The organism is Acidobacteriota bacterium (genome assembly GCA_016716905.1).
Lineage (GTDB): Bacteria > Acidobacteriota > Vicinamibacteria > Vicinamibacterales > SCN-69-37 > SYFT01.
Map to the genome: position 1 here is coordinate 1,053,696 of JADJUS010000022.1, position 24,816 is coordinate 1,078,511.

27 protein-coding genes are annotated in these 24,816 nt (G+C 64.6%); 5 read left to right on the forward strand and 22 right to left on the reverse strand.

What is annotated here, in order from left to right; genetic code table 11:
* Positions 1–17 precede the first annotated feature (17 nt).
* Both IPL75_20650 and IPL75_20655 read left to right on the forward strand, forming a co-directional pair.
* Positions 18–542 (forward strand): penicillin acylase family protein, encoded by a 525-nt coding sequence (locus IPL75_20650; GenBank protein MBK9242604.1) that lies wholly within the window; start codon positions 18–20, stop codon positions 540–542.
* Complete coding sequence (locus tag IPL75_20655) at positions 473–2,347, forward strand: penicillin acylase family protein (GenBank protein ID MBK9242605.1); 1,875 nt, start codon at positions 473–475, stop codon at positions 2,345–2,347. The genes IPL75_20650 and IPL75_20655 overlap by 70 nt, the downstream gene beginning before the upstream one ends.
* Positions 2,348–2,627: 280 nt before the next feature.
* Here the strand turns inward: IPL75_20655 and IPL75_20660 are convergent, their stop codons facing one another.
* The 12 genes from IPL75_20660 to IPL75_20715 form a co-directional block, all read right to left on the reverse strand.
* Positions 2,628–3,176, reverse strand: coding sequence for a sulfurtransferase (locus IPL75_20660; protein ID MBK9242606.1), 549 nt, complete (start codon positions 3,174–3,176; stop codon positions 2,628–2,630).
* A gap of 12 nt (positions 3,177–3,188) precedes the next feature.
* On the reverse strand, positions 3,189–3,428 hold the full coding sequence (locus IPL75_20665) for a rhodanese-like domain-containing protein (protein ID MBK9242607.1): 240 nt from the start codon (positions 3,426–3,428) through the stop codon (positions 3,189–3,191).
* A 2-nt stretch (positions 3,429–3,430) separates the two neighbouring features.
* Entirely contained in the window at positions 3,431–4,075 is a 645-nt protein-coding gene (locus IPL75_20670; protein MBK9242608.1) for a hypothetical protein, read from the reverse strand.
* Positions 4,076–4,078: 3 nt separating this feature from the next.
* The gene (locus tag IPL75_20675; protein MBK9242609.1) at positions 4,079–4,525 is read right to left on the reverse strand and encodes a hypothetical protein; all 447 of its coding nucleotides are present in this window, start codon (positions 4,523–4,525) and stop codon (positions 4,079–4,081) included.
* Entirely contained in the window at positions 4,518–5,270 is a 753-nt protein-coding gene (locus tag IPL75_20680) for an MBL fold metallo-hydrolase (GenBank protein MBK9242610.1), read from the reverse strand. The genes IPL75_20675 and IPL75_20680 overlap by 8 nt, the downstream gene beginning before the upstream one ends.
* A 267-nt stretch (positions 5,271–5,537) precedes the next feature.
* Positions 5,538–6,719: a hypothetical protein gene (locus IPL75_20685; GenBank protein MBK9242611.1), complete on the reverse strand. Its 1,182-nt coding sequence runs from the start codon at positions 6,717–6,719 to the stop codon at positions 5,538–5,540.
* Entirely contained in the window at positions 6,716–9,043 is a 2,328-nt protein-coding gene (locus IPL75_20690) for an MMPL family transporter (protein MBK9242612.1), read from the reverse strand. The genes IPL75_20685 and IPL75_20690 overlap by 4 nt, the downstream gene beginning before the upstream one ends.
* Positions 9,040–9,765, reverse strand: a complete 726-nt coding sequence (locus IPL75_20695) for an outer membrane lipoprotein-sorting protein (protein ID MBK9242613.1) — start codon at positions 9,763–9,765, stop codon at positions 9,040–9,042. Before IPL75_20695 ends, IPL75_20690 begins: the two co-directional genes overlap by 4 nt.
* Positions 9,766–9,992: 227 nt before the next feature.
* Complete coding sequence (locus tag IPL75_20700) at positions 9,993–10,808, reverse strand: sugar phosphate isomerase/epimerase (protein MBK9242614.1); 816 nt, start codon at positions 10,806–10,808, stop codon at positions 9,993–9,995.
* Entirely contained in the window at positions 10,805–12,211 is a 1,407-nt protein-coding gene (locus IPL75_20705) for a hypothetical protein (protein MBK9242615.1), read from the reverse strand. The genes IPL75_20700 and IPL75_20705 overlap by 4 nt, the downstream gene beginning before the upstream one ends.
* Positions 12,212–12,625, reverse strand: a complete 414-nt coding sequence (locus IPL75_20710) for an OsmC family protein (protein ID MBK9242616.1) — start codon at positions 12,623–12,625, stop codon at positions 12,212–12,214.
* Positions 12,626–12,637: 12 nt separating this feature from the next.
* The gene (locus IPL75_20715) at positions 12,638–13,528 is read right to left on the reverse strand and encodes an NTP transferase domain-containing protein (GenBank protein ID MBK9242617.1); all 891 of its coding nucleotides are present in this window, start codon (positions 13,526–13,528) and stop codon (positions 12,638–12,640) included.
* 192 nt (positions 13,529–13,720) lie between these two features.
* On the opposite strand from IPL75_20715, the gene IPL75_20720 reads away from it, so the two are divergent.
* Positions 13,721–14,245, forward strand: a complete 525-nt coding sequence (locus tag IPL75_20720; GenBank protein ID MBK9242618.1) for a hypothetical protein — start codon at positions 13,721–13,723, stop codon at positions 14,243–14,245.
* Entirely contained in the window at positions 14,193–14,876 is a 684-nt protein-coding gene (locus IPL75_20725) for a phosphoribosyltransferase (protein ID MBK9242619.1), read from the forward strand. Before IPL75_20720 ends, IPL75_20725 begins: the two co-directional genes overlap by 53 nt.
* A gap of 14 nt (positions 14,877–14,890) precedes the next feature.
* On the opposite strand, the gene IPL75_20730 is transcribed toward IPL75_20725, so the two are convergent.
* From IPL75_20730 to def, 5 genes are read right to left on the reverse strand one after another with little or no spacing between them, the layout of a single operon-like run.
* The gene (locus IPL75_20730) at positions 14,891–15,517 is read right to left on the reverse strand and encodes a carbonic anhydrase (GenBank protein MBK9242620.1); all 627 of its coding nucleotides are present in this window, start codon (positions 15,515–15,517) and stop codon (positions 14,891–14,893) included.
* Between the two features lie 9 nt (positions 15,518–15,526).
* Complete coding sequence (locus IPL75_20735) at positions 15,527–16,399, reverse strand: creatininase family protein (protein MBK9242621.1); 873 nt, start codon at positions 16,397–16,399, stop codon at positions 15,527–15,529.
* Positions 16,400–16,415: 16 nt separating this feature from the next.
* Entirely contained in the window at positions 16,416–16,817 is a 402-nt protein-coding gene (locus IPL75_20740; protein ID MBK9242622.1) for an acyl-CoA thioesterase, read from the reverse strand.
* On the reverse strand, positions 16,810–18,408 hold the full coding sequence (locus IPL75_20745) for an FAD-dependent thymidylate synthase (GenBank protein ID MBK9242623.1): 1,599 nt from the start codon (positions 18,406–18,408) through the stop codon (positions 16,810–16,812). The genes IPL75_20740 and IPL75_20745 overlap by 8 nt, the downstream gene beginning before the upstream one ends.
* Entirely contained in the window at positions 18,405–18,971 is a 567-nt protein-coding gene (def, locus tag IPL75_20750) for a peptide deformylase (protein ID MBK9242624.1), read from the reverse strand. The genes IPL75_20745 and def overlap by 4 nt, the downstream gene beginning before the upstream one ends.
* 43 nt (positions 18,972–19,014) lie before the next feature.
* Here def and IPL75_20755 point away from each other — a divergent pair, with 43 nt between their 5' ends.
* Entirely contained in the window at positions 19,015–19,470 is a 456-nt protein-coding gene (locus IPL75_20755) for a hypothetical protein (protein MBK9242625.1), read from the forward strand.
* A gap of 18 nt (positions 19,471–19,488) precedes the next feature.
* Here IPL75_20755 and IPL75_20760 read toward each other — a convergent pair whose 3' ends face one another.
* From IPL75_20760 to hpnC, 5 genes are read right to left on the reverse strand one after another with little or no spacing between them, the layout of a single operon-like run.
* Complete coding sequence (locus IPL75_20760; protein MBK9242626.1) at positions 19,489–20,499, reverse strand: tagatose 1,6-diphosphate aldolase; 1,011 nt, start codon at positions 20,497–20,499, stop codon at positions 19,489–19,491.
* Between the two features lie 9 nt (positions 20,500–20,508).
* Positions 20,509–21,726 (reverse strand): tRNA 4-thiouridine(8) synthase ThiI, encoded by a 1,218-nt coding sequence (gene thiI, locus IPL75_20765; GenBank protein MBK9242627.1) that lies wholly within the window; start codon positions 21,724–21,726, stop codon positions 20,509–20,511.
* Positions 21,723–23,114, reverse strand: a complete 1,392-nt coding sequence (locus tag IPL75_20770) for an FAD-dependent oxidoreductase (protein MBK9242628.1) — start codon at positions 23,112–23,114, stop codon at positions 21,723–21,725. The genes thiI and IPL75_20770 overlap by 4 nt, the downstream gene beginning before the upstream one ends.
* On the reverse strand, positions 23,092–23,940 hold the full coding sequence (locus tag IPL75_20775; GenBank protein MBK9242629.1) for a squalene/phytoene synthase family protein: 849 nt from the start codon (positions 23,938–23,940) through the stop codon (positions 23,092–23,094). Before IPL75_20775 ends, IPL75_20770 begins: the two co-directional genes overlap by 23 nt.
* Positions 23,937–24,785 (reverse strand): squalene synthase HpnC, encoded by an 849-nt coding sequence (gene hpnC / locus IPL75_20780; protein ID MBK9242630.1) that lies wholly within the window; start codon positions 24,783–24,785, stop codon positions 23,937–23,939. Before hpnC ends, IPL75_20775 begins: the two co-directional genes overlap by 4 nt.
* Positions 24,786–24,816 lie beyond the last annotated feature (31 nt).

A 24,816-nucleotide genomic window follows, 5' to 3' on the forward strand; every position in this document is an offset into this window, starting at 1 on the left:
CCGCGTAGAATACGCCAATGCGACGTCTCTTGCGCGTGGTCCGTTGGCTGCTGCTCCTGGTCATCCTTCTTACCCTGATCACCGCAGGGTGGGCCTGGATACAGTTGGGACGCAGCCTGCCGCAACTCGATGGCACCCTCACAGTTGCAGGACTCTCGGCTCCGGTCACCGTTGATCGCGACGCGCTTGGAGTGCCGACCATCAAGGGCTCCACAAGACTCGACGTCGCCCGCGCCCTTGGTTTCATCCACGCGCAGGATCGTTTCTTCCAGATGGACCTGTCGCGACGCCGTGCGGCCGGGGAACTGTCTGAACTCTTCGGGCGCGCCGCCCTCACCACTGACCAGGGCGCAAGGCTGCACCGTTTTCGCCACCGCGCGGCCGCTGTGATCGCCGCCACCAGCCCGTCCGATCTCGCCCTGGCCGACGCCTACGTTGACGGCGTCAACGCGGGCCTGAAGGCCCTGGACGCATTGCCGTTCAGTACCTGCTGCTGGGTCAAACGCCGGCCCCATGGACCCGCGAAGACTCGATCCTCGTGATCGCATCGATGTTCTTCAGCCTGCAGGATTCCACCGCAGGTGGCGAGGCGCGCGCAGCGCTTCTGCACGAGGCCTTCCCCGCCGGCCTTGCTGAGTTCCTCAACAGCACGAGCAGTGAGTGGGATACGCCGATGCATGGCGAGGCCCTGCCGCCGCCAACGCCTCCACCCGCCACAGTGTTCGACCTGCGGAACGCCGTGCCTGCTTCGCCGGCCGCAAGTCAGGCGGTGGCGAGCGAGTCATTCCTTGCGTCGATCGGACTGGCGACACCGGAAGACGCCCGCGGCAGCAACAACTGGGCCGTGGCCGGCAGCCGCACGTCAGATGGCCGGGCGCTGATCAGCGACGACATGCACCTCGGCCTTAGTGTGCCGAATATCTGGTACCGCGCGTCTCTGGCCTGGACCGACGACCGCGGTCCCCATCAGGTTTCGGGCATCACGCTTCCCGGCACCGCATCGGTAGTGGTCGGCAGCAACGGCCATGTGGCGTGGGGCTTCACCAACACCACGGCCGACTGGAGCGACCGCGTGCTCATCGAGACGGTTCCAGGCGACCCCACCCGTTACCTGACACCGGAAGGTCCGCGCGCATTCGACGTCACTCGCGAGCGCATCGGCGTAGACGATGAGGAGGACCAGTGGCTGGAGGTGCGCGAAACGATCTGGGGACCGGTGGCCGCGCCCGATCACAAGGGAAGGCTGTTCGCTATTGCCTGGGTGGCGCACAGCCCTGATGGCATGAACTTCCGCATGTCGCAGATGGAGCACGCGGCTTCCCTCGAGGAGGCGATTGCAGTGGCGAACCAGGCCGGCATCCCGGGACAGAACTGCGTCATCGCCGACAGCCGCGGGCAAATTGCGTGGACGGTCGCCGGTCGCATTCCGAAGCGCGTGGGCTTCACCGGCCAACTCCCAGTCTCCTGGGCCGATGGCACCCGCCGCTGGAGTGGCTGGTACGACTCCGCCTCCTACCCGCGCATCGTCAATCCCGCGGACGCAGTGATTGTCACCGCGAACAACCGCATCGTGTCGGGCGAGTACCTGGCGATGCTTGGCGACGGCGGATACGACCCTGGCGCGCGCGCGAGGCAGATCCTCGACGGCATCCGCAAGCTGGAGCGCATCACCACCGCCGATATGCTGGCGGTACAACTCGACGACCGCGCGTTGCTGATGGAACGCTGGCGCTCGCTCGCGATCGAGACCATTGGCTCCGGCACCAACGCAGGGCGCGCGGAGTTCCGCCGCCTGCTGCAGGAAAGCTGGAGCGGTCGCGCGTCCACAGATTCAGTTGGCTATCGCCTGGCGCGGCAGTTCAGGTTGAAGACGGCCGAGTTGGTGTTCGCGCCGTTTGTGGCGAAGCTGAGGACGATGGACCCTGCGTATCCGTCGACGCCTGGCCGCAGCCTGGAGGGAACAGTGTGGGCGATGGTCTCCGCTCGGCCGGCGCATCTACTCAACCCCGCGTATGGCGACTGGAACGCGCTGCTACTGGACGCCGTCGATCAGACGGTAGCGGCGCTGACGACTGATGGCCGCGCACTGAAAGACCGCACGTGGGGCGAGGCGAACACGCTGGCGATTCAGCATCCGATCTCGCGCCGTGCCATTCCTCGGACGTTGGTTCGACATGCCGCGCGTGGGGATGCCGGGCGACAGTCACATGCCGCGCGTGCAGAGCCCCACCGCCGGAGCCTCAGAACGGCTGACGGTCTCGCCAGGGAACGAAGCCGCCGGGTACTTCCACATGGCGACTGGCCAGTCAGGCAATCCGAGGTCGCCCCACTATCGCGATGGCCATGAGGCGTGGGTGAAGGGCGAACCGACACCGTTCCTGCCTGGGGCGACCGTGAACACGCTTGTGTTGCGGCCGCAGTAGGGCGTTTTCACTTGCGCATTGCTCACACTCGGGCTTGAGGAACAGCCCGAGCTACGTACGGACTCGATCACGTAGCTTCGCCTGTCTATGACTTTCTGAACGTAGCTCGGCCTGGCCTTCAAGGCCGAGGCCTACGCGCAACCGGACTCTGGACCCTGGACCCTGGACTCTGGACTCTGGACTCTGGACTCTGGACTCTGGACCCTACCGCTTGGGTCTTTCCAGCGGTAGGTCCTCTCGGTCGCCCCATTCCTTCCACGACCCGGTGTAGTTGCGGACGCGTGGGAAGCCGGCCAGACGAAGTGCGAGGTAGGTGTGAGCGGCGCGGTAGCCGCCCTGGCAGTACGTGACGACTTCGCGGTCCGGCGTGACACCAAGAGCTGCGTACATCGCCTTCAGCTCGTCGCTGGACTTGTAGGTGCCGTCAGGCGCGAGGTTGTTGGTCCACTCGAGGTTCACCGCGCCAGGAACGGCACCGCCGCGTTTGGCGCGGACGGCCTCGCCGTAGTACTCCGCTTCGCTACGGGTATCGACGATCGCGGTTTCCATCTTGCCGAGCCGCTCTTTCACGTCCGACCATGTCGCCAATCGACTGGGGTCGGCCTCGCCGTGCCAGGTGCTTGGCACAGGCGCAAGAGCATCTGTTGTCAGTGGAAGATTCGCGCGGGTCCAGGCAGCCACGCCGCCGTCGAGGACGCGCACATTCGGGTGGCCGAGGTATTCGAGGAACCAGAACGCGCGGGCCGCGCGCATGCCGGAGTTGCTTTACACCACCACCGGCCGACCGGGCGTCACACCTCGCAGCGAGAAGAGGTGTCCGATCATCCACATGAAGGCGCGCAATGGCGCTTCACTGGTGTCGATGAGGCTCAGGCCCCAGAGGTCCAAATGAATGCCGCCGGCCAGATGGCCGGCGGCGAATTCCTCTGCGGGCCTCAGGTCCAGAAGCAGCGGAGGCTGTGCGCCCTGCAGCTCATTGTGCAGGACCTCAGGCGTGACGAGCATCGTTACTGAATCACGACGAAGCGCCACAGGCGCGCCACTTCCTTGGCATCCACGTACTTGCCAATTTCCTTCTCGAACTGTTCCTTGGTCTTCCAGGGACGGTACTCGTTGAACTCGCGCACCATCCGGTTGCCGGCGCCAGGAATGCTGATGATGTCTTCCTTGGTGGCGGTGTTGAGGTTGACCGGAATGAACACGTACTTCTTCAGCCGATCGGTTTCAGGCTGACCGACGTACTTGCTGATTTCCTTGTCGAACTGCCCCCACGTCTTCCAGGGACGATACTCACCGAACTCACGCACCATGCGTGCGCCAGCGCCGGGAATCAACATGATCTCTTCCTTGGTGCCGGTATTCAGGTTCACATGGACGAACGCCTTCAGGTAAAAGGCGTCGATCTGCTCCTTGGTGAGCTTCTGCCCCACGAGGAACGTGTTGAAGTCCACGATGCTCGGGAACGGGCGCGCCGCGATGAGCGCCTTGGCGATGGCCGGGGTCATGCCCGGCAGGGCCACGAGCTCGGCCTCGGGCACCAGGTTGGCGTCGAGCAGGCCCGCGCCCACCTGACCGTGGGTTGTGGATCCGGCAACAAACGTGAGCGCGCCAACAAGCATGGCGCCGACGAACAGGGAACGATAACGGGACATGAGCTACTCCTTATGAAACGTGCGGGAAATTCCCAATGTACTGACAAGACCGAGCAACCCCAGCAGCGCCATGTTTCCAGGCGCCAGCGCCGGTGGCGCTTTGGCGTGAAGCACTTTCAACAAGAGTGCCATGCCGCCCATCGTAGGGTCCATCTCTAACTGAAACTCCATGTTGGCCCGGTAGTGCAGCACCGATCCTGTAGCGCCGGCCACCATCAGCAGCAACATACTGAGCCGAAACATGCTTGCGGACGAGGTGGTCCGGGCGGAACCGTGCCAGAAGCCGGTGAGTGTGGACAGGGCCATCACACCAAACGGAATCAACTGCTTCCAGTCTTCGTAGTGGCCCATGAGCCACAGCTCGGCAGTGGTGCCGGCCATGCCAAACACCAGCAATGCGAGCAACAAGCGGCGAATAGTGGCCAGTGTGGAAGACGATGAATCAGGCATGAGTGGGTCGGCCATCCTCGCGCAGTTTTTCCAGAAGTGCCTCGACGGTGAGCCGGGCAGCAGGCCACAACGCCCGCGGCGTTTCAGTATAGACGGACGTCACGATCGCGTCGATGTCGGTGACGCCCGCATCGAGGCACGCCACAACCTGGCGCTCGCGTTCAGCGCGGTGAGCCAGATACTCGTTGATGCGCTCAACGGGCCGGGTGATAACTGGGCCGTGTCCCGGCCACGCCGTCGCGGGCTGCAGTTCAGCGAGCCGCCGCAGCGAGTGGAGGTACGCGCGCAGGCTGCCGCCGCCCGCGGCCGGCGGCACCATGATGGTGGTGGTGGCGGTCATCATGTCTCCGCAGTACACCTCGCGCGTGTCCGACTGCCAGAAACACACGTGGTCGGGCGCGTGCCCCGGCGTGTGCACCACCGATAGCCACGTATCGCCGGCACGAACTCGTTCGTTGTCACGCAACGGCCGCCACCCGGGCTCAGGGTCTGCGAGCCACTTGCAGGCCTCGATACCCGGCCAGCGCGTGCGCAGCGCGGGAACGCCCGACGCGTGGTCCGGATGCCCGTGCGTCACCAGCACGCGTACCAACGCGCGCCCACCGAGGTGCGCAGCGATGGCGTCGATGTGCGACGCATGGCCGACGCCTGCATCAATCAGCGTCGCCTCCGCGCCATCAAGCAGATACGTATTGTTCCCGGGGCCGGTCAGGGTGCCTGGGTTGTTCGCGGGGATCTGGATCAAGCTTCAACCTGGGGGATCAAGATAGGGGGACGGGTGTCGATCTGTGGAAAACTCCCGGTGAAAACGACCTCAGAGGTCGTTAATTTTCCCCCTCTGAAAAAATTAACGACCTCAGAGGTCGTTTTCACATTCAGAGTTTTCCACAGATCGACACCCGTCCCCCTCAGAATTGATACCGCATCCGGACAGAGACGAAGTCTCTGTCCGAAAATTTCCCGATCGTGTCGGTGCCCTGGCCGATAAACGCGCCGCCGGAACCTTCCAGCGTCAGATTGTCGCGCACGCTCCAGGACGCAAGGCCGCGAACGAATCCCGACCGGTCTTCGGGATTTGCCACTCCAAAGACCCGCACCAGGTACGCTCGCGCGAGAAGCGACGGTCAAGTGAGGCAATCACATTGAGGTGGTCGCGGGTGTAAGACGACGAGGTGGCTGACCATTCGCGGTGCCACACGAGCGAACCAAAGACGTGGAAGTCTCCCGCCGCTCGGTCCACCCCGACTCCGGCATCAATCGCCTTTCCCTTGATGGGCCCCAACGTCCCGTCGAGAGTCTTGTCCACGAACCCGGCCACTTCGCCTCGTATCGCCCAACCACCGCGGACCGTTTCCGCATCCGCTGCAATCATCGTGAGCCGGGGATAACTCTCGACCAACTGCCCCACAACCGACGGAGTCGGCCCGGATCCTGTCGGGAGCGTGAACGGCACGAAGCTCAAGAGACCGAACCCCTCGAACCCGCGCCAGACCGACACGCTCATGTCCACACGACCGGCGGTGGTTGAAACGCGGACGCCGCCCTGAAGATTCCCCCATGACGCCGGTATTGATTCGCGCCGAATCACGGACGCCGGCACCCCAGCAGGCAACACAAGATCCCTGGTCAGGTTGAACGGCGACGTCTCTTCGTCCAGTCGATCGAACCTGCCCCTGCGGCCCGGCAGCGCGACGACCGCCTCGACCGTTGTGTCGCCAGGCAGGAACGCACGCGTGCGCATGAATGCCACCGGCAACCGGGCGGCCGTGCGCCCTTCGAGAAAGAACGTCGCCGTATCGATCGGATTGATCACGTCCGAGGGCATGACCTCATCGAGCCGGCCCCAGACCAAGCGTCCGTATCCCGCTCGAATCTCGAAGCTGTCCTGCCGCACCTCAGCCCATGCGTCACGCACAGTTGCAATGGCATCGTTCACACTGCCACCACGGTCGGCCCACAGAACCTCCGCCGTTCCCTCAAGGCGCAGCCGCAGCCACGGCTTCGGCGACGCCGTGATGTCGAGCAGCGCGCGCGTGCGCAACTCGCGCGTGTCCTCCTGCTTCGGGTACGTGACCGCCAGTGCGGACACCTCGCCATGGACCACCAGATTGCCTGGCCGCGGAGGCGGCGTGGCCGCGGTCTGCGATGCCGGCACCTGGGCCACAAGCGTGGCAATTAACCACCAGCCGCTCACGCCCGGCCAACTCCCTGGGCATGCACACGCTCGGCGCCAAACAGCGCGGGGAACAGTTTGATCATCGCGGGAAGAATGAACACCTCGGCCAGGAACGCCATAACCATCGTCAAAGCCAGCAGGCCACCGAACCACGCGCTGGGCCGGTACTCTGAGAGCGTCAGGACGGCGAACGCGCAGCAATTGATCACAGCAGTCGTGAGCGCCGCACGGCCCTCCTGCGTGGTGGCGGTCTCAATCGCCTCGTCGGTGGTGGCTCCTGCGGCCGTCTCACGCCTATAGCGGCTGATGAAATGGATGGTGTCGTCATCAACGACGCCGAGCGCGACGCTGGCCACCATCACGGTGGCCACGTTGAGCGAAATGCCGAGCCAGCCCATGACCCCGAAGACGGCCAGCACCGGCACCAGATTTGGTGCGATCGAAAGGAGCCCGAATCTCCACGACCTGAACACGAGGAAAATCACGCCGAACACGGTGACAAACGCCGTCGCAAAGCTCGTAATCTGCGACCGCACCAGGTAGTGATCCAGCATGCTGAACAACCGGCCCGATCCAGTGACCGTGGCCTTCACTCCAGACCCGGCGAAGATCTGTTGGGCCAGACGGTCTGCTTCAGTCACCTGTACAAACACGAGATCGGAACTCATCGAGGCGAGCTTGACCGTCACCTGGGCGCGCGAGAAGTCGCTCGCCGCCATGCGTTCCAGTTCCGCCCGCCCCTCATCACCCAGTCCGAAGACCAGCAACTCCTGAGCAACCTCAGACGACGTCTCGGGAATCACGAAGGCTTCTTGCCGGCCATCGTTCAGTTCGCGGTGCACGCGCTTGACGTAGTCGGCCACCGACGTGACTTTTCTGACAAACGGCAGCGCCTTGAGCTCCGTGCTCAAACGGTCCATGCGCTTGAGGATGTCTGGCTGCTGCATGGATTCGGGCGCCCCTTCCAGAAAGACCTGAAAGGTGTAAATTCCGGCGAGCTTCTTATCCATTACCTGGGCCGACGTATACAGCTCGTGACGCTCACTGAAGAAGTTGATGTGATTGGTGTCCACCCGCAGGCGAGACATGCCCACCCCGGCCAGCACCACCAGCCCGATCACCACCGCCATGACCGCTCGCGCGTGACGCGTGGAGAACATTGCCACCGAACGGAGTGGTCCGAGGAACCACGACTCCTGAGGCGCTGCCACGCGCTCTTCTTTCACCCACCCGAGCATGGTCGGCACCAGGATGATCGAAATGGCGAAGTCCACCATCACGCCGATGGCGGCTCCCATGCCGAACTCGCGCACGGCCACCACCTGGCTTGTGGCCAGCGACAACATGCCCAATGCGGTTGTGGCACTCGCACCGAACAACGGGGCCATGAGGTGCCTCACGGTACCGACGAACGCCTGCTCGCGGCTCCGAGTGCGCCGCTCCAGTCCATAGTGCTGCAGGATGTGCACGTCGTCGGCCACGGCCAGCACAACCACCAGCGGGATGATCATGCTGCTCAACACGTTGTAGCTGAAGCCGAAGAGGTCGTAGAGCCCGAGGGTCCACAACAGGCTGACGAGAATTGCGCCGAACGTCAGCAGTGTCTTCTTGACCGACCGGAACATCACGAACAAGGCCAGCAAGGTCAGGGCCAGAATGGGTGGCGTGAACGTGGTTTGATTTGCGAGCGTGACCCGGTTGTACCACTCCGTGATCTCGAGGCTGCCGTTGTAGTGCGCCTTGAATCCGGTGGGTAACTGCGCATCAACCAGCCGGCGGATCTCGGTGAGCACCTCGGCACGCACGTCGTCTATCCGGGCCTCATCGAAGAACAGAATCAGTGCCGTGACCGTGCCGTCCTCGGAGATCAGGTCCCCACGGAAAAGCTCGTCGTCCATGGCGCGCTGTCCGACCGCGCCGGGGCTCTTTGTTTCCAGGTCTTCAATCAGCCGCCGCACCTGCAGACCACCGTCGTCGTTGACGCCGGACGACGGCAGTACGTCTACAACCGTCGCGGTGGCGAGGCTGCTGACGCGCAGCACGGCCTGCACCCGTTCGATATCGCCGCTGACCTTGTCGAGAAACGCGAAGCCTTGCTCGCTGAACAGGCGCTCGCGGCTCGGGGCCTCAATGGCAACGATAACCGTGCGGGTGCCGCCAAACTCGTCCCTGAAGCGGACGTAGTCCTGGTACACCGGGTCGTCTGGCGAGAACCACGCCGTCAGGTCGTTGTCGATGACCTGGATCTGCGCCCGCGGCGCAAGGATGAGCGCGCCGATGACGATGGCGCCTGAGAGGTAGAGCCGCCAGCGGTAGATGAACTGGGCGACCCGAAGACTCAACGGCCCGCGCCCCGCTCGAGTTCACGCCGGCTGAAGTCAGCCTCCTTGAGTCCGACGTTGTATTCGATCTTCTCCACCACCAGCTCCGTCCGGGTGCGCGCCGTGGTGTCAGACATGGCCATCTCCATGACCGTCCAGATGCCACTGACGCGGTCGAGCTTCTTCACCGAAAAGGTCTTCTGCAGCTCGTCGCGCCTGTTGTGGATTTCACCATGAACCACCACGAAGTTGTCTTTCCTGACGAGCGACACCACGCGGGGGAACCGGGCGCCGGCGGCCTTGGCGCGCGATTCAAGGCGGAACGCCGGATGCGACGTGCCGTCGGGCGAGGTCCACGTGCCGTTCTCATCGAGCAGCGCGTAGGTGTAGTCGTTGAACTCGCGCCCGCCGATGTCTTCGTACGTGAAGTCGCTGCCGACGAAACTGTCTTGCGTTTCGTTGCCGGCGATGCGGCGCACACGGCCCAGGGATGGCAGGTAGAGAAAGCGCTCGTCTTCACCGGCCGGGTTTTCCCAGACGAGGAAGCCGGTGCCGTTGATGTCGTTGGGATACGTGAAGCGCGTCAGGGAACGGTCACCGGGGACCGGTCTGCCGGGCCCGCCCTTGAGGCTCAAAGTGGAGAGGACGCGCTCGCGGACGCGGCCCTGCCGGTCGAACAGGCGCATGCGCATGGTGGAACGGCCATCGTTGCCGGTGTCGCGGTCCTGCACCTGGCGCGCCACCCATTCGCCTCTGGCTTGCGGCGTTGCGGCCGCCTGGGAAGATAGCTCGTTCCCGGCCCAGGTATTTAGGAAGAGAGCTATGAGGAAGTAATTACAAAGGCGGGACATTCGTCTTGCGTTGACAAGCAGCTTCCGGGGAAAGGAAGCCGTGCGGGTCAATTACTGTAGTCGGGCCGGAAACGATTGGGCCAATTATGTGAAATGTTTCACAAAGAGTCAAGCATCACCTAATCACGCCAGGGACCCAGCAATTCGGCGGTCCTTTCCACGGCGCGAAGGAAGTAGGTGTCGGGGTCGGAACCAGGACACGCCAGTTCCAGCATGATCCATCCGTTGAAGCCGGCGGCCTCGAGCGTTCCCCGAACTTCGCCCCAGTCGATTGTCCCGTCGCCGGGCGGCAGGTGATCGTCCCAATGCCCCCTGTTGTCGTGCGCGTGTACGTGTGCAAGTCGGGCACCTGCGACGTCGACAAATCGCCGCCAGTGTCCGCCCAGGGCTGTGTGCCCTGTGTCCAGACACACCCTCACCGACGGGTCAAGTGAGTCCAGAATGGCGTCGAACTCATCGGGATGGCCCCCAATCAGGTGCGGCAGTGGCGACTCGACCGCAACGGTCACATCCAGTGCCCGGCAGTTCTCCGCGAGGATTGCGAGGCTCCTGGTGCAGTCAGCCAGACGCGCCCCGACGTCGTGGCGCGCTCGCTCGAGGTCGCTGGGATGCACCACGACCATGGATCCTCCGAGTTGCTTGACCGCCCGGGCGGCCGCGAGAATCGCGCCGATCGCCGCCACGCGGTGATGTGGGTTGGGTTCAGCCAGATCCAGCAGGCCCCCAAATGGCGCATGAATTGACACCACGCTCAGCGCTCTCTTCCGCAGTTCCCCCGAGAGCGCCTCAATCTCGCCAAGCTGCCACACATCAAAATGCCGCGGCGGGGTACTGACCTCGAGCGCTGCTGCGCGACTGGCCGCGAGCGCGGGAAGAATGTCGAGGATGGGGCGATCAGTGCAGGCCCCAGTGGAAAGTCCTATGCGAGGGGTCATCGGTTCTGGCGCCTGAGACGGTCGCGATCGATTCGAAGGTCGTAACGGCAATCGGAGTGCGGACACAGGTCCTTCTCCTGGGCAGAGACACAATTGAAGTCAATCAGGCGATCGGTCCCGGTGAACACCATTCCTGCGAACACACGGACCTCGAACTCGGCCCGTGTCGTCGCGTCCATCCTGGTGCGCCAGCGGTCTCCCCACTCGTGGTCGGCCTCGTACGTCGTCTGCACGAGTTGGGCGGCCTCGGCAGCGGACCACCCTCGCGCAAGCAAAGTCCGGACGAGATGCTGGATGTGCGCCGGCCTGAGCAGCAGGTCGTTGGGTCGCCCCAGGCTCGCCGCCACACATGGAGGCAGCCCCGTGGGGACCCGCCCTCGGACGGACGATCCCCGCTTCCGCTCTTCATAAAACTGGCGATGGAACGCCGCCAGCGGTGACCCAAGATAGTGATCGAGGAGGCGCTCGATCCCCACGGTGACGTCCGGCAGGGTCGCCGGACCGCGCCGAGCCGCGCGCTTGCCGGCGTTCAAGGAACGTCCCAGGCGCAGGAAAGCCGACAGTGAGTGGGAGGCGCGGGGGACGGCGGCCAGTGGAAGCGCGCTTGTCGCGACGTCATGACCGAAGATGTCGGGACGGAACGCATGAGTCTGGTACGCGCTGAAGGCGCATCGCACATACCGCGTATCCAGCGGGTCACCGACGTAGGACAAATCCAGCGAGACGCATTCGCGTCCAATCCGCCCGACACCAACCGGCGTGCCATTCAGCACCATGGGCATCGCGCTTGTGCTCTGCGCCTTCAGCACCAGATGGGCGAGGTGTTCGACCAGGCAGCCCAGACCAGTCCAGGCCCGCGCGACCTGGACTGACACCGGGCACGGCGGCCCTCCAAAACTTCGCACCGCAACAGTCTCAAGCCACGCTGGGGTTGTGGGCACGACATCCGCCAGCCGCCCGACGACGCCTGCGGTCAGAGGAATGCGGCCGGTGAAGTGATAACCACGCCCCGTCACGAGGGTATAGGGCCACAGGCCGAACGACTCAACCACCGAGCGCACAGCCTCATAGGCGGGCTCGAGCCTCCGAAGCACCTCGGAAGGATGGACGAACGGTTCGGCCGGCGCGTCGGGATTCAGGTAGTCCAGCTCGAACATGAAAACCAGACAGCGGGCGTCCAGCAGAGACCGGGCGATGTCCGATTCATCAGTCCACGCCTCGTCCAGCCGCGACAACGGCCGCCTGGTTGCGTTCTCCCACATGATCGGCCGCCGCGACTGCCGATTGAGACTGGCCACGTAAGCCGCCGAGCCGGAAGGCGTTTCCGCAGACGCACCAAGGTACTCGCGCATCCGCGCCCGTACATGAGGGTCGGCGTAGTACTCGGCGAGCGTGTGCACCACTCACCTCTTCTTCTTCCCCGGGGGTGCGGCTGCGGATAGCCGGGTCACTTCGATCTCAGCACGCAGGCGCTCGCCCAGGAGGTGGGCGACCGCCGACTGACGCAGCGCCTGGTTCCACAGGACGAGCACCCGGGCCTCCGGCACCCCGTCCGAGGTGACCATGCGTGCACGGACGTCAATCAGTGGAGCCGGCAACGTGACATCGGTGATGAGCTGGGCGGTCGCAGTGAAGCTCAGCAGGTCCACCCCTGCCTCCGCGGCAAGCTTGACGCAGGCGCACATCAGGCAGGAGGCCACCGAGGTCGCCAGAAGTTCGGCCGGCTGGAACTCGGCGTCTTCGCCAACGGTGATGGATCGTCCGGATGCCGCCGTCGCCGTGCCGGCTCGCTGCTGATCCCAGACCAGTTCGATCATGTGGCCGGCCCCTCAAGCCGCGTCGAGCGCGTGGCCGGCACGGGCCGGCTCGGGCCTCCGAAACCAGGCTGCCAGACGCTCTGGAGTTCCCAGGTCGGACCAGCCGAGTGCCCTCGGCCATGTATGCACCAGCAGGTCACGCGCCGGCGTCAGGAGGTCGCGGGAAAAATCCCGCGATTCCATCCTGGAATAGGCGTCAGACAGATATCCTTCCCGTGTTTCGGGCGGCAACTTGCGCGCCGCATCAAACACACGGTCAAGCTCGCCCAGGTGCTTTGCGAACAAGGCGCGCAAGGCAGAGGCCCGCGCCACTACGACCATCGTGTTCCACAGTGCGCCCTGAGCCAGAAGGCGCGCGGCTTCTGGTATGGCCGGCTTTTCCACGAACTCCCTCACGGGCCGCAATCCGCTCATCTGATCGGTCGGCCCCGGGACGATCCAGCCATAGTCGTCGTTCGCGCCCGTGGGCGCCGCGCCGAACAGCACAACCCGATCGTCCCGGCGAACCCGTTTCGCTGCACCGAGTACCCCGCTTTGGAAGCGTCTCGCATCACGCAGACCGTGATCCGAGGGTGTCAGCACCACCACGGCCTCGGGATCGGCATCCAGCACCGGGGTTAGCGCAAGCAGCACCCCAGCCGCCGTTCCCCGATCTGCAGGCTGAAAAAGCACCGCTCCGACCCGATCGGGCGAAAGCGAGTGGACATGCGGACCATGTGATCGGTCAACGACCACGACCGTGCGGTCAGGGGCAGACAGGGGCGCCATCCGCGACAAGGTGGCATCGAGCAGCGACGGCTCTCCCTCCGGACCCCAAAACTGCTTGGGTACGCCACCAGTCAGCATGGCCAACCGGCGGCCGGCACCAGCCGCCAGGACGATAGACCAAAGGCCTTGTGTCACATTGCTGACCCTTGCAGTACAGCTGCCAGTCAGCCGGCCCGGCGAACGCCAAGCCAGCCCGCGCTCAGGTGTGCGAAAGTCAACGCCGATGCGGGATCCTCCTCAGTGGGAGGATGTTGACACCGGACCGGCGTCGGCGATGGCCGAGTCTGGGTGTTTGACCTCGGCAAGGACGTTGCAGGAGCACTGGGCATGCGAACCACCAAGCCCTACACCAACGCCACGTTCACGAAGCGGGTGGACTACGACGGCGGCCGCCACCGCACGAAACGCGCGCCGACTGAACCCCGATACTGCCCGCATTGCGGGGCCGTGTATGCGAAACGCCGCTGGGTGGCCCCTGGGCACACGGGCCTCGTGACGCTGGCGGCTCCGGCCATCTCCACGACCTGCCCAGCGTGCGCAGCCGTCGCGACGGGTGTGGCACGGGGACACCTCAAGTTGGAGGGATCGTTTGTGGCCGCCCACCGTCACGAACTGGAAGCGCTGTTGCGAAACGAGGCGGGACGGGCGGCCGACGACAATCCCACAGGCCGGATCATGCGATGGGAGAACGGCCCGCGCGGCAGTTTCAGCATCGCGACCACCACGGAACACCTCACGCAGAGGCTGGGCCACGCCCTCAACCGCGCGTTCGGCGGTCAAATCCGCTACGGCTTTTCGCATGCGAACAAATTCGCCCGCGCCGTTTGGCGTCGAGACGACGGTGAATCCTGAGCGATTCCGCAACCGTCAGGACGCCGGGAAACAACTGGCTGCCCGGCTGGCAGTGTATGCCGGTAACCCGGATGTGACGGTCATTGGGCTCCCTCGCGGCGGAGTGCCCGTGGCCGCGGAAATCGCGGCGAGCCTGGCCGCACCGCTCGATATCTTCGTGGTCCGCAAACTCGGTGTGCCAGGGCAGTCCGAGTTGGCCATGGGTGCGATCGCCGAGGGTGGCGTCGAGATCCGGAACCAGGACGTCATCACAGCCCTCGGGATCTCGGAACGGGATGTGGAAGAGGTGGCAGCCTGCGAGCGCCTGGAACTGGACCGGCGCGTCCGTCTCCTACGCGGCAGCCGCATCGCCACGCCCCTGAAAGGCCGCATCGTCATTCTGGTGGACGACGGACTGGCGACCGGAGCCACGATGGAGGCGGCGGTCGCCGCGATCCGAAGTCTCGAACCGCGCCGCCTCGTGGTGGCCGTGCCTGTGGGTGCCGCCGATACGTCCAGGCGCATTGCTGCTCTGGTGGATGAGTTGATTTGCGTAGCATGTCCCGAGTGGTTTGGCGCCGTCGGCCAGTGGTACGACGACTTCACGGAGACCACCGACGCCGACGTCAAGGCACTACTCGACCGCAGGTAGAGCGATTATCGGGGCTAATCCTCTGGGGGTGCGTCGAAGAAATCGACCGCGCCCGTTTCAAGCGAGTATTCGGCGCCAACGACCATGAGTCCGTGGCGCGCGATCAGCTGTTCGAGCACCTCTGAGCCGTGCCTGAGATGGCTGACAGACGCGCGAATGTTCGCACGGACGGCCTGATGCACCAGCTCGTCGGGCTGATGTTTGAGTTCGGTGGCCAGCAGGGGCTCCACCGAGGGCCTGATGCGGTCCACGATCGACCGCAGGTTCTTGGACTGATCCTGCGTCGGCCGGCCCAACTCCTCCACCGTGGCCACGATGGCGCCGCAACTGGAGTGTCCGAGTACCACCACCAGGCGCGTGCCGAAACGTTCGGCGGCAAACTCCACGCTGCCCACCTGCGACGGCGCCACGATGTTGCCGGCCACACGAATAACAAACAGGTCACCCAGCCCCTGATCAAAGACCAGCTCGGCCGGCACTCGCGAGTCGGAGCAGCCGAGAATGATCGCAAACGGTTCCTGGCCGGCTGCAAGTTCCAGGCGACGGGTGCGGCTGCTGGGGTTGTCGGAGCTGCGGACTTCGGCCACAAACCGGCGATTGCCATCGCGAAGAAGGGCCAGGGCCTCGGAAGCTGAAATCATCGTTCGAGCCTATTTGACCGGACGCAGCTTCAGCTTCGACGCTTCCAGCGCACGGGCCGTGATCCCGGCCCGATACTCCGCCAGCTTCTTCCCAATCTCGACCACCTTCGCCACGTCTGTCATGTCCACACCGTGCAGATTCAGCAATCCCGCCTTTCGGCGTTCCTCGGCGCGAATGTGCTTCGGGTCCACGACCGCGATCTGCGCTTCGTAATAGATGTCGTCGTGCATGCCGTTGCGCGTGTCCACGCGAGCGTCGGCAGTGCGCCCGGGCGTCTTGTCGATTTGCGTGATGCCGAGCGTCTTCAGGAAATCGTAGCTCCAGCGATCTTCGTTGTAGTACTCGGGCAGATGATGAACACGCGCCGTCTCGTTGGCCCACTTGGCATTGAGGGCCTCTGCCACGTTCCGCATGCCGGTCTGATTGCCGCCACTGTCGCCGAGCAACACGATATCGATGAACCCGTGGGCCTTGTAGCTGCGGCAGATGTCCGTCAGCAGTGCCTCATACGTTGCCGGCTCGAGGCTGATCGTCCCGGGATACGCCATGTGGCCGCCCGGTGTCGGCTCAATTCGTCCTTCGGGCACAAACTTCACGATGGGCGCAATCAGCGAGCGTGGGATCGCCCGCGCGATGGCCGGCAGCACGGTCTGCAGCACGAAGTTGTGTTTTCCACCCGCCACGTAGGGCCCGTTCTGCTCCACGCCGCCGGTGCCGATAATGATGGTGGTGGTGCCGGCCTTGACGAGATCCCGAATCTCCATCCAGGTCAGTTCCTCGGCCCACAAACTCTGGCCGGCGTCGATGGGCCTGGGAGCCTGTTGCGGGGCCTGCGCAAACAACATCACCGTGAGGGCAGCGACGAGGACGGTCGGGTTCATCGTGGGGTCTCCTGGATCATGGCGCAACGGGCGTGCTGAGTTTGGCGCGCAGCTCTTCAGACAGAGGAACCGGAACCTGCGCCGCGTAGTCGAAGTGCACCTGCACGGTCTTGGCCGTCACGACCACGCGCTGCGAAGGGACGTCAACGATTTCGTACTCATAGCGAAAACTTGACCGGCCAAACCCTTCAAGACGCAGCCGCACTTCAAGTTCATCGCCGTAGCGCGACTGCGACCGGAAGTCTACCTCCGCCCTGGCGAGAATCATGCCTGTCGCACCCTGCGCCTTCCAGATAGCGAATCGCGCGTTTTCGAGGTACGTCAGGTACACCGCGTTGTTCACATGACCCAGGGGATCACAATCGCGAAAGCGCACCTGGAGGCGAATGGCCATCAGCCACGGCGATACCTCAGACACGGGAGGTCGCGCCTCGTTTCGCCTCGAGCCGACGCTCTTCCTGCAATCGCTCGAGCTCCACCTCCGAGTGGTCCGCGTATTTCATGGCCGCCGCAATGGCGTGGTGACCCGCGCGCTCAGAAATGAGCGTGTGCATCTGCTGGCACACACGGCGATAGGCGGGATGGCCCTGAGGCGCGGTGCGCAATTCGATCACGTGCATGGCTTCGCGTGCGTTCATGTCCATGACGAACCGCACGCGGTACGCCATGGGCACCACATACTGCGCGACCTGGGTCAGGCCTGCAGCCACCAGACTTTCGTAGGCGTCCGCGCAGGTCTCCATCACCCGTCGCCAGTCGTCGTTGCCACCGGCGTCAACGATCGCCTCCGGCTGCGTGTAGCCGTGCGCCATCGACAGTGCCTGCCAGTCGATCGTGCACAGCCGATGCCGCTGCAGGTCGCGGAACGCCCCATAGTCGGTCAACACGTCGAAGCGATAGCCCGTGCGCTCGAACGCGCGCCCAGGCTTGTGCCGTCGATTGGCACGCTCGCCAACGTATGCGGCGAGCACCGCCGCCCGATCGTCAGCACTCATGCGCCGCGCCACGTCCAGCAACTGGTCGTCGGGAAGAGACGACGAGGCATAGAGGGCCGCAGCAACAACTTTGACTTCGCCGTCGGGATCAAAATCGGAGAGCACCACTTCGGCGCGGCCCTCGGCGGGCTCGCCGCTGGTCACGCGCGCCGCGACAGCCGAAATCCCGTCTCGCGTGTCCGAGAAATACGCGCTCCAGCGTCCGCCACGGTCAGGCTGATCCACACGTGTGAAAAATGCCGGCACCACCTTGCGCAGTTCCGTGAGCATCACGTCCGCACACTCGCGCATCTCGACCAGGGGGTGGGCGCGCATGCGCAGCAGCAGCGACTCGTAGGCCTGCCCCGTGCCGTAGATCCCGACATTCGACCTCGTCGCCGCCGGCAACAGGCCCCGCAACGTGTCCAGCGCCTTCGCGCGAATCGCCGACTTGTACACAGCGTCGGAGTCTCCCGGTGCCTTCGGATACCGCGCCTCAAACCAGACGCGCATCGGGTCGATCCATCGCGCGTAGGTTTCGAACGCCAGATCCAGCGCAGCAACATACCGCGCCCTCAGGGGATGGCCGTCCAGCTCCGCCGGCACCAGGTAGCGCCAGGTATCACCCTTCCGCTGGGTGTACGGGATGTACCGGGTGGACTGCTCCAGGTACGCCATCAGCCGCCCACGTTCGAGCACCTTTGTCAGCAGGTTCGACACGTCTTCACACGCCAGGTGCACTCCGCCGAGTTGGGCGACAGAGTCGTCTCCGTACTCGTTGAAGATCCGCATGTAGAGCTGGTCGGCGCGCGTGGCGCCCACTCCGCCGGTGACTGCGCCGGCGTCCCCTGACACCTGCTCCAGGAATTCATCCAGAAACAGTCGGCGCAGCGATTTCGCGGATCGTGAATACCGCGCGAACAACGCGCCCTTCACGGTCTCGGGCAGGTTAATCAGCGCGAAGACAGGCAGGTCGACGTTCGTGAAATACGGCGCCAGCGCCGCTCGTTCCGAGTCGGTGAACTCGCTGCTCACTCTTCACCCTCATCGTCGCCTTCGTGGCGCGCCCAGTAACGGTCGTATTCCTCGAGATAGCTCAGCGACTCGAAGGATTCCATCCGGTCGAGGAACAGGATGCCATCGAGGTGGTCGAATTCATGCTGGATGACCCGCGCCGGGAAGCCCTTGGCCGTGAAGCTCACCTGGGCGCCGGTCCGGTCCCAGGCCTTTACGCGGACGACGGCTGCGCGAGGTACGCGGCCACGAATCTCGGGGATGCTCAGACAGCCCTCCCAGCCCATCGACGTGGGCTTGCCGACCAGCGTGACCTCCGGATTCACGAGCGCCATCATCGGCATGTCATCGTTTTCCCCGATTTCGGCGCCGAGCGGGCCCGGACGCAGCCCCGCCACAAAGATGCGCACGCCTTCGTGCACCTGAGGTGCGGCGAGTCCCACTCCGGAGTACTCGCGCATGGTGTCGAACATGTCATCGATGAGGCGCTGCACGCCCTCGGAGGTAATGGACTTGGGGTCCAGTTCATGGGCCCTGGCCCGCAGAACCGGGTGCCCAAGCCGCGAGACCTTCAGAATCGCCATCAAAGGATTATAGAAGCGCCGGGCTCTGGCCGATAATCCCTGGGTGACCTATTCAGCCTTCGCCTTCACCCTGATTCTGGCCGTGTCGGGCCAGTCGTGCCTGGATTCATTCAAGTCAAACCCGACAGCCCCGACTGTTCCGGCAGCCGGAACGGCTGGGTTTAGCGGGACCTGGGCCTCGGTGGCCGCCAGCACGGTGCAGGAGACCTGCACAAATTTTCAGTGGTCGGTGACCAGTGTCTCGCTCACGAGCGCATCCGGGAACTGGAGCGCGAAGTGTTGGGGGAACGTGGCGGTCAACGGTACGGCGTCTGGCACGTTGGACGCCACGCGGCTCACCTGGAGCGCGATCGGGATCGGCGCGATGCCGAACGGAGGAACCTGCCCGGTCTCCTTGTCGGGGACTGCGACCCTTGAAGGCAACCAGATTCGGATTCCTTACACGGGCTCGACCTGTTACGGCGCGGTTGCGGGCACCGAGATCCTTCGAAAGCCGTAGCCGGCGGCGCGTGCCGCCTCAGCCGAGCTCGTCAGCGCTCTTCGCGCCGTAGACAGAGAACCACGGGCTCGCTGGTTTCACAGCCTCGTTCACGTTCTTGATGTTCTCCACGCCCTTGGTCTCAAGCCACGCGCGGAAGGCATCGGAACCTTCCTTGGCAAACACGGAGATGCCGTCTTTCCACGTCGCGCGACCGCACAACACGCCCGAGTAACGGACTCCAGACTCGGCGGCCACCTGCAGACCTTCGGTGAACTCCGCGTTGCTCACGCCGGCTGACAGATAGATGAACGGCTTGGTTGAAGCCGTTGCGGCTTCAAGGAAGAGACGCTTGGCCTCTTCGCGCGTGTAGGCCACCTGGCCGGTCTTGTTGGACTTCGCGCCCTCAACAAACTGCATGTTGATGGGAATCTCGACCTTCATGACATCCACGCCGTATCGGTCCCTGGTGAACTCACGCATCGCGCCGGCCACCACCTCGGGCTTGCGCTTCGCGTATTCGAGTCCCTTTTCGTCGGCGCCTTCCTCGTAGCCTACGAACTCCAGGAAATACGGCAGGTCGTTGGCCCGGCATTCGTCGCCGATTCGCTCCACCCACGCGTGTTTGAACTCGTTGATGGACTTGGAATCAAACGGCGTGTAGTAGAGCAGGATCTTCAGGCAATCCGCACCGGCTTCCTTCAGCCGGCGCACCGACCAATGGTCCAGCAGGTCGGGCAACCGTCCTGGGGTGTTCGAGTCGTAGCCGGTCTTTTCGTACGCCAGCAGCAGGCCGGCATTTTTTGACCGGCGCTTCGACGGGCCGATGCCCCACTCGGGGTCAAGCAGGATGGCGCTCGCGTGGGGTGTCAGCACTTCGGTGACGAGGCCCTTGAACTCCTCCATCATGGCGTCGGACACGTCCTTGCCGCTTTCCTTGGCCAGCGCCTTCTTGAGCGACCCGCGCTGATCCATGGCCGCGGCAGCGATCACGCCACGCGCGTCCGACACGGCCTTCATTCCCGCGAGCTTGCCCGGAGTCATCTTCATGTCTCTCTCCTACGCCAATAGACGACGCATTTTATCATTCTCGACCACGGCGCACAGTCCGGGGCCGGTCGGAAACGTCCGCTCTTCCACCACAGTGTCGCGGAGCGCCTGCGAGACAAGGGTCTCGATATCCAGCAGGGCCTCGGCCGCTCGGGCGAACTCAAGCGCGGCGCGTGTGGCCGGGTTCCTCGGCGTGAACAACGTACAGCAGTCCTGGTCGGGAATGATGGACGTTTCGTAGGTGCCCAGACGAATGGCATCCTGCGTGATCTCCTCCTTGTCGCACCCGATCAGAGGTCGAAGCACCGGCATGGTCGCCGCGTCATCAACCGCCCGGATGTTCTCGATCGTCTGCGACGCGACCTGGCCGAGCACATCGCCTGTGACAAGCGCGTCGGCGTGGACCCTCTCTGCAATGCGCTCCGCGATGCGCACCATCAACCGCCGGTAGATCACCACTCGCAGTTCAGGCGGAACCGTCAACATCACCTGCTGCTGGATGCTGCCAAACGGCACCAGGTACAGCCGCGACATCAACTGGCGCCGCGCCAGAATCGCCGAGAGTTCACGCGCCTTCTCCTGCGACACCTGATTGAGGATCGGGTAACTGTGAAAGTGGACCAACTGGACCGTGACGCCGCGGCGCATGACGCGCCACGCGGCGACCGGCGAGTCGATCCCTCCCGAGAGCAGGCACACGGCCTTGCCCCCGCTGCCGATTGGCAACCCGCCCGCGCCAGGTTCGCGGTCGAAGATGATGAATGCTTCGCCCGAGAGCACCTCGATGCGGATCACCGACTGCGGGTGGGACAAATCGACCGGCCATCCCAACTCTGCCTGGACACAGGCGCCGACCCGCCGCTCAATCTCGGGCGATGGCACCGGAAATCTCTTGTCGGCGCGCCGTGCCTTGATCCGGAAAGGCCGCGGTTCAAGCCCACGCAGGCCGTCGAGGACCGTGGCGGCCATCACATCCACGTCGGCCGGCACATGTACGGCCCGTGCAAAATTTGCGATCCCTGGCAACCTGGCCAACCTCGAGCGGACTTCAGGCCAGTGGTCGCCCGACGCAAACCGGACCTCGAGCCGGCCAACCACCGGCGTCACGTGCACCAGATCAAGGTCCGCGAGCAACGTCCGGATGTTACGCACCAGCGCACGGATGAACCATGGGCGGTTCCGCCCTTTGAGCGCCAGTTCCTGATAGTGGACGATGACGGATGTCACGGAGTCATCATAGCTGCGGCAGCGGCACGGTGACCGCTCAGGACGGCGCCTTCGATGGTGCCGGGCAGTCCGGTGTCAGTCCAATCGCCCGCAAGGAAGATCCCGGGCACGGGCGTTTGGGTGCCGGGCCTGGGCGGCGCGCCAGGAGCCAGTGAGAACGTCGCGCGGGATTCGCGCACCACAAGCGAACGTACGCACGCCGCCCCGGCAGCGCCCGGCAGGCAGGCTCGCAATTCGCGCTCAGCCAGCGCCGCCAATTCGTGGTTCTCCTGGCGCAGCAGACCCTCGGCTCCGCTGGCGACGAGTGAATAAAGACGTCGGGTGTCTTTTTGTTGACCCTCGTCAAAAAGACACCCGACGTCTTTATTAAACACCCAGTGGAACTGCGTCCCGACAAGCCCGATGTGGCGCTCGGTCATCACCGGCCTGTCGAACCACAGGTTCACCGTCACGATCGGCGCCGACTCCATCCGTCGCGCGGCTCCGGCAATTGCGGCCAGCCGCTCCGGCACCTCGTGCCGCCACAAACGGTCGAACGCATGCCACGGCACCGCGCTGATGACCGCACCGGGACGCAGGATCTCGTCGCCCGCATACACCCGGTGCTCCCGCGCCACCGGGTCCACGTCCACCAGCGCTCGGGTTCCACGCAACACTCTCCCGCCGCGGCTCTCGATGAATCGCACAGCGGGCTCCGCATACAACTCATCGAGCGGCACGCTGGGCACGCCGAGCGAAGACGCAACGGGAGAGGGGCCGAAGAGTTCACCAACCACCCGCACGAACGGCCGAGCCGCGGCCACGCGCGGGTCCTGATTCAGGGCGGCGTACGCCAGCGGATGCCACAACCACTCGCAGAGCGAGGCCGGCTGGGCATGTTGACGTAGCCAGTCAGTGACGGTCAGATCCGACAACACCCGCGCGGCCGCGCGCTCGGCGCCCTCGCGCCTGACGGACGAGAGCAGGCCCGCGAGCCGTGTGGCAGCGAGGCGATCGCCCAATGGCAGCGCCTTCCACCTGAGGAGGCCACCAACCAGATGCCACGGCGGCGGCCACGCCGGGCAGGTCAGCGTAGACGTCCGTCCTCTCCCATCAGCCATCGTCAACCGAAGTGTGGGATCGAGTGGCGCGAGATCGATCGTGCCGATGACGCGCAGAAAATCGTACGTCTCGCGATAACAACCGAAGAGCGCGTGCTGACCGTTATCGAGCCTCTGCCCGGTCTCGCGATCGGTGAACGCCGTCGCACGGCCGCCCAGCCTGGGCGCTTCTTCGACGACCGTCACCGCCTTGCCGCGCACAGCGAGGCGCACTGCGGCGCTCAGACCCGCGAAGCCTGCGCCAACGACCACGACGTCGCACGTGTCAGTGTTGCGGGATTCGGCCACGGCGAAGCGCCCACCATGTGCGGAGGGCCAGCCGCGCCTGCGCCGGGCGTGGCACTCGCACGAGCTGGCTGAACACGTCGAAGTCGGCGGCTTCAATCCGCTTGAGCAGCTCGAAGTAGATGCCGTGCATGATCTCGGCGGCCACAAATCGCGAAGCGTCTTCGCGAGGCAGTACAGCCACAGCGCGCGCGAAGAATGCGCGAGCCTTAGCGGCATGATGCACTAGTGCCGCGCGCACTTGTGGTGACTGCACACCTTTCCCGGGCTGCTCCACCTCGCGACGGATGTCTCCTTCCGTGCAGCCGCAGGCCGCCAGGTCGGCGAGCGGCAGGTACAAACGACCGCGCCGGTAATCCACGCCAACGTCGCGGAGGATGTTTGTCAATTGCAACGCCACGCCCAGTTCACGCGCGTAGGTGAGCACGGCGGGATCCTTGTAGCCGAAAATTTCGGCGCACATCAAACCGACCGACGATGCCACGCGGTGACAGTAGGGTTCGAGATCCTCGAACGTCTGGAAGCGCATGGGGGCGGCATCCATGCCAACGCCGTCAATCAGGGCGTCGAACTGCTCCCTCGGCAAGTGAAACGGTTTGACGAACGGCTGCAGCGCCTGGCCCTGCGGAGTCGCGGGCTTCGTCCCTGCGAAAACGCGGGCCACCTCCTCGCGCCAGAGGTTCAGCGCGGATGCGGCCCGCACTGGGTCCGTCTCAAGGTCCACCGCATCGTCTATCGCGCGGCAGACATCGAAGACGGCGGTGATCGCCTGACGCTCTGCTGATGGCAGCACCAGAAACGAGTAATAGAAGCTGGTCTTTCGGGTCATGACGTCACGCGCGAACGCTGCCAGGTCACTGCGCCTGCGGCAATCCCCGCCGCGTCGCGCCAATCGAGGGACGGCCGGGCGCGAAAGACATCGTAGTCTGCCGCGGTCAATCGGTCGAGTATGCGCCGGCCTCCCAACCAGGTGGCGCGCAGTTCCCACCGGAGCCGCCCGCGCACGTTGTCGGCCACGGGCCGCCCTTCCGCAAACAACGCCCGGGTTCGGGAGCCCACGTCGGCGAGAGCCGCACGCCACTCGGGTGTCCAGTTCCCATGATCCAAATCCGCGACTTGAGCATCGTGTTGGCGAACGAGCTCGAGTGGGACGTACAGCCGGCCATTGCGCCAATCCCGCGCCAGGTCCTGCCAGAAGTTGGTCAACTGCAGGGCGGTGCAGACTGCGTCGGACCTTTTCGCCATGGCCTCGTCGCGGTATCCGGTGACGAGCAACACGAGGCGGCCGACGGGATTGGCCGACCGCCGGCAGTAGTCGAGGACATCCGCCCAGGTTTCGTACCTCTTGGTCGTCACGTCCTGGCGAAAAGCGCTGAGGAGATCGCGAAGAAGGCCGTAGCCGTCCGCTGACGTGCGGAGTGTTTCGGCCAGCGCCACAAAGACGGCATCGTGTTCAGTGTTCCCGACAAGGACCACGCGGCCTTCAGCGGCCTCGTCAAGGCGGCGTTGCCAGTCTGCCAGCAGCGCAAGCCGGTCGCCCGCTTCCCGCTCTCCTTCGTCGGCAAAATCGTCGGCGATTCTCGCGAAGGCGTAGATGGCGGCGATGTGAGGGCGCGCGTCGGGCGGCATCAGCCAGGATGCGACCGGAAAGTTCTCGTAGTGTTGGCGCGCCAGCCGCTGGCAGATCGCGTATGCCTCGTTCGTC

Excerpts from the sequence above, each read along its gene's own strand:
- IPL75_20650 (MBK9242604.1), top strand. The coding sequence starts at position 18 with ATGCGACGTCTCTTGCGCGTGGTCCGTTGGCTGCTGCTCCTGGTCATC.
- IPL75_20730 (MBK9242620.1), bottom strand. The coding sequence starts at position 15,517 with ATGATTTCAGCTTCCGAGGCCCTGGCCCTTCTTCGCGATGGCAATCGC.
- IPL75_20665 (MBK9242607.1), bottom strand. The coding sequence starts at position 3,428 with ATGCTCGTCACGCCTGAGGTCCTGCACAATGAGCTGCAGGGCGCACAG.
- IPL75_20735 (MBK9242621.1), bottom strand. The coding sequence starts at position 16,399 with ATGAACCCGACCGTCCTCGTCGCTGCCCTCACGGTGATGTTGTTTGCG.
- def (MBK9242624.1), bottom strand. The coding sequence starts at position 18,971 with ATGGCGATTCTGAAGGTCTCGCGGCTTGGGCACCCGGTTCTGCGGGCC.
- IPL75_20760 (MBK9242626.1), bottom strand. The coding sequence starts at position 20,499 with ATGAAGATGACTCCGGGCAAGCTCGCGGGAATGAAGGCCGTGTCGGAC.
- IPL75_20725 (MBK9242619.1), top strand. The coding sequence starts at position 14,193 with ATGCGAACAAATTCGCCCGCGCCGTTTGGCGTCGAGACGACGGTGAAT.
- IPL75_20670 (MBK9242608.1), bottom strand. The coding sequence starts at position 4,075 with ATGTCCCGTTATCGTTCCCTGTTCGTCGGCGCCATGCTTGTTGGCGCG.
- IPL75_20660 (MBK9242606.1), bottom strand. The coding sequence starts at position 3,176 with ATGCGCGCGGCCCGCGCGTTCTGGTTCCTCGAATACCTCGGCCACCCG.
- IPL75_20675 (MBK9242609.1), bottom strand. The coding sequence starts at position 4,525 with ATGCCTGATTCATCGTCTTCCACACTGGCCACTATTCGCCGCTTGTTG.
- IPL75_20710 (MBK9242616.1), bottom strand. The coding sequence starts at position 12,625 with ATGATCGAACTGGTCTGGGATCAGCAGCGAGCCGGCACGGCGACGGCG.
- IPL75_20775 (MBK9242629.1), bottom strand. The coding sequence starts at position 23,940 with ATGACCCGAAAGACCAGCTTCTATTACTCGTTTCTGGTGCTGCCATCA.
- IPL75_20720 (MBK9242618.1), top strand. The coding sequence starts at position 13,721 with ATGCGAACCACCAAGCCCTACACCAACGCCACGTTCACGAAGCGGGTG.
- IPL75_20700 (MBK9242614.1), bottom strand. The coding sequence starts at position 10,808 with ATGACCCCTCGCATAGGACTTTCCACTGGGGCCTGCACTGATCGCCCC.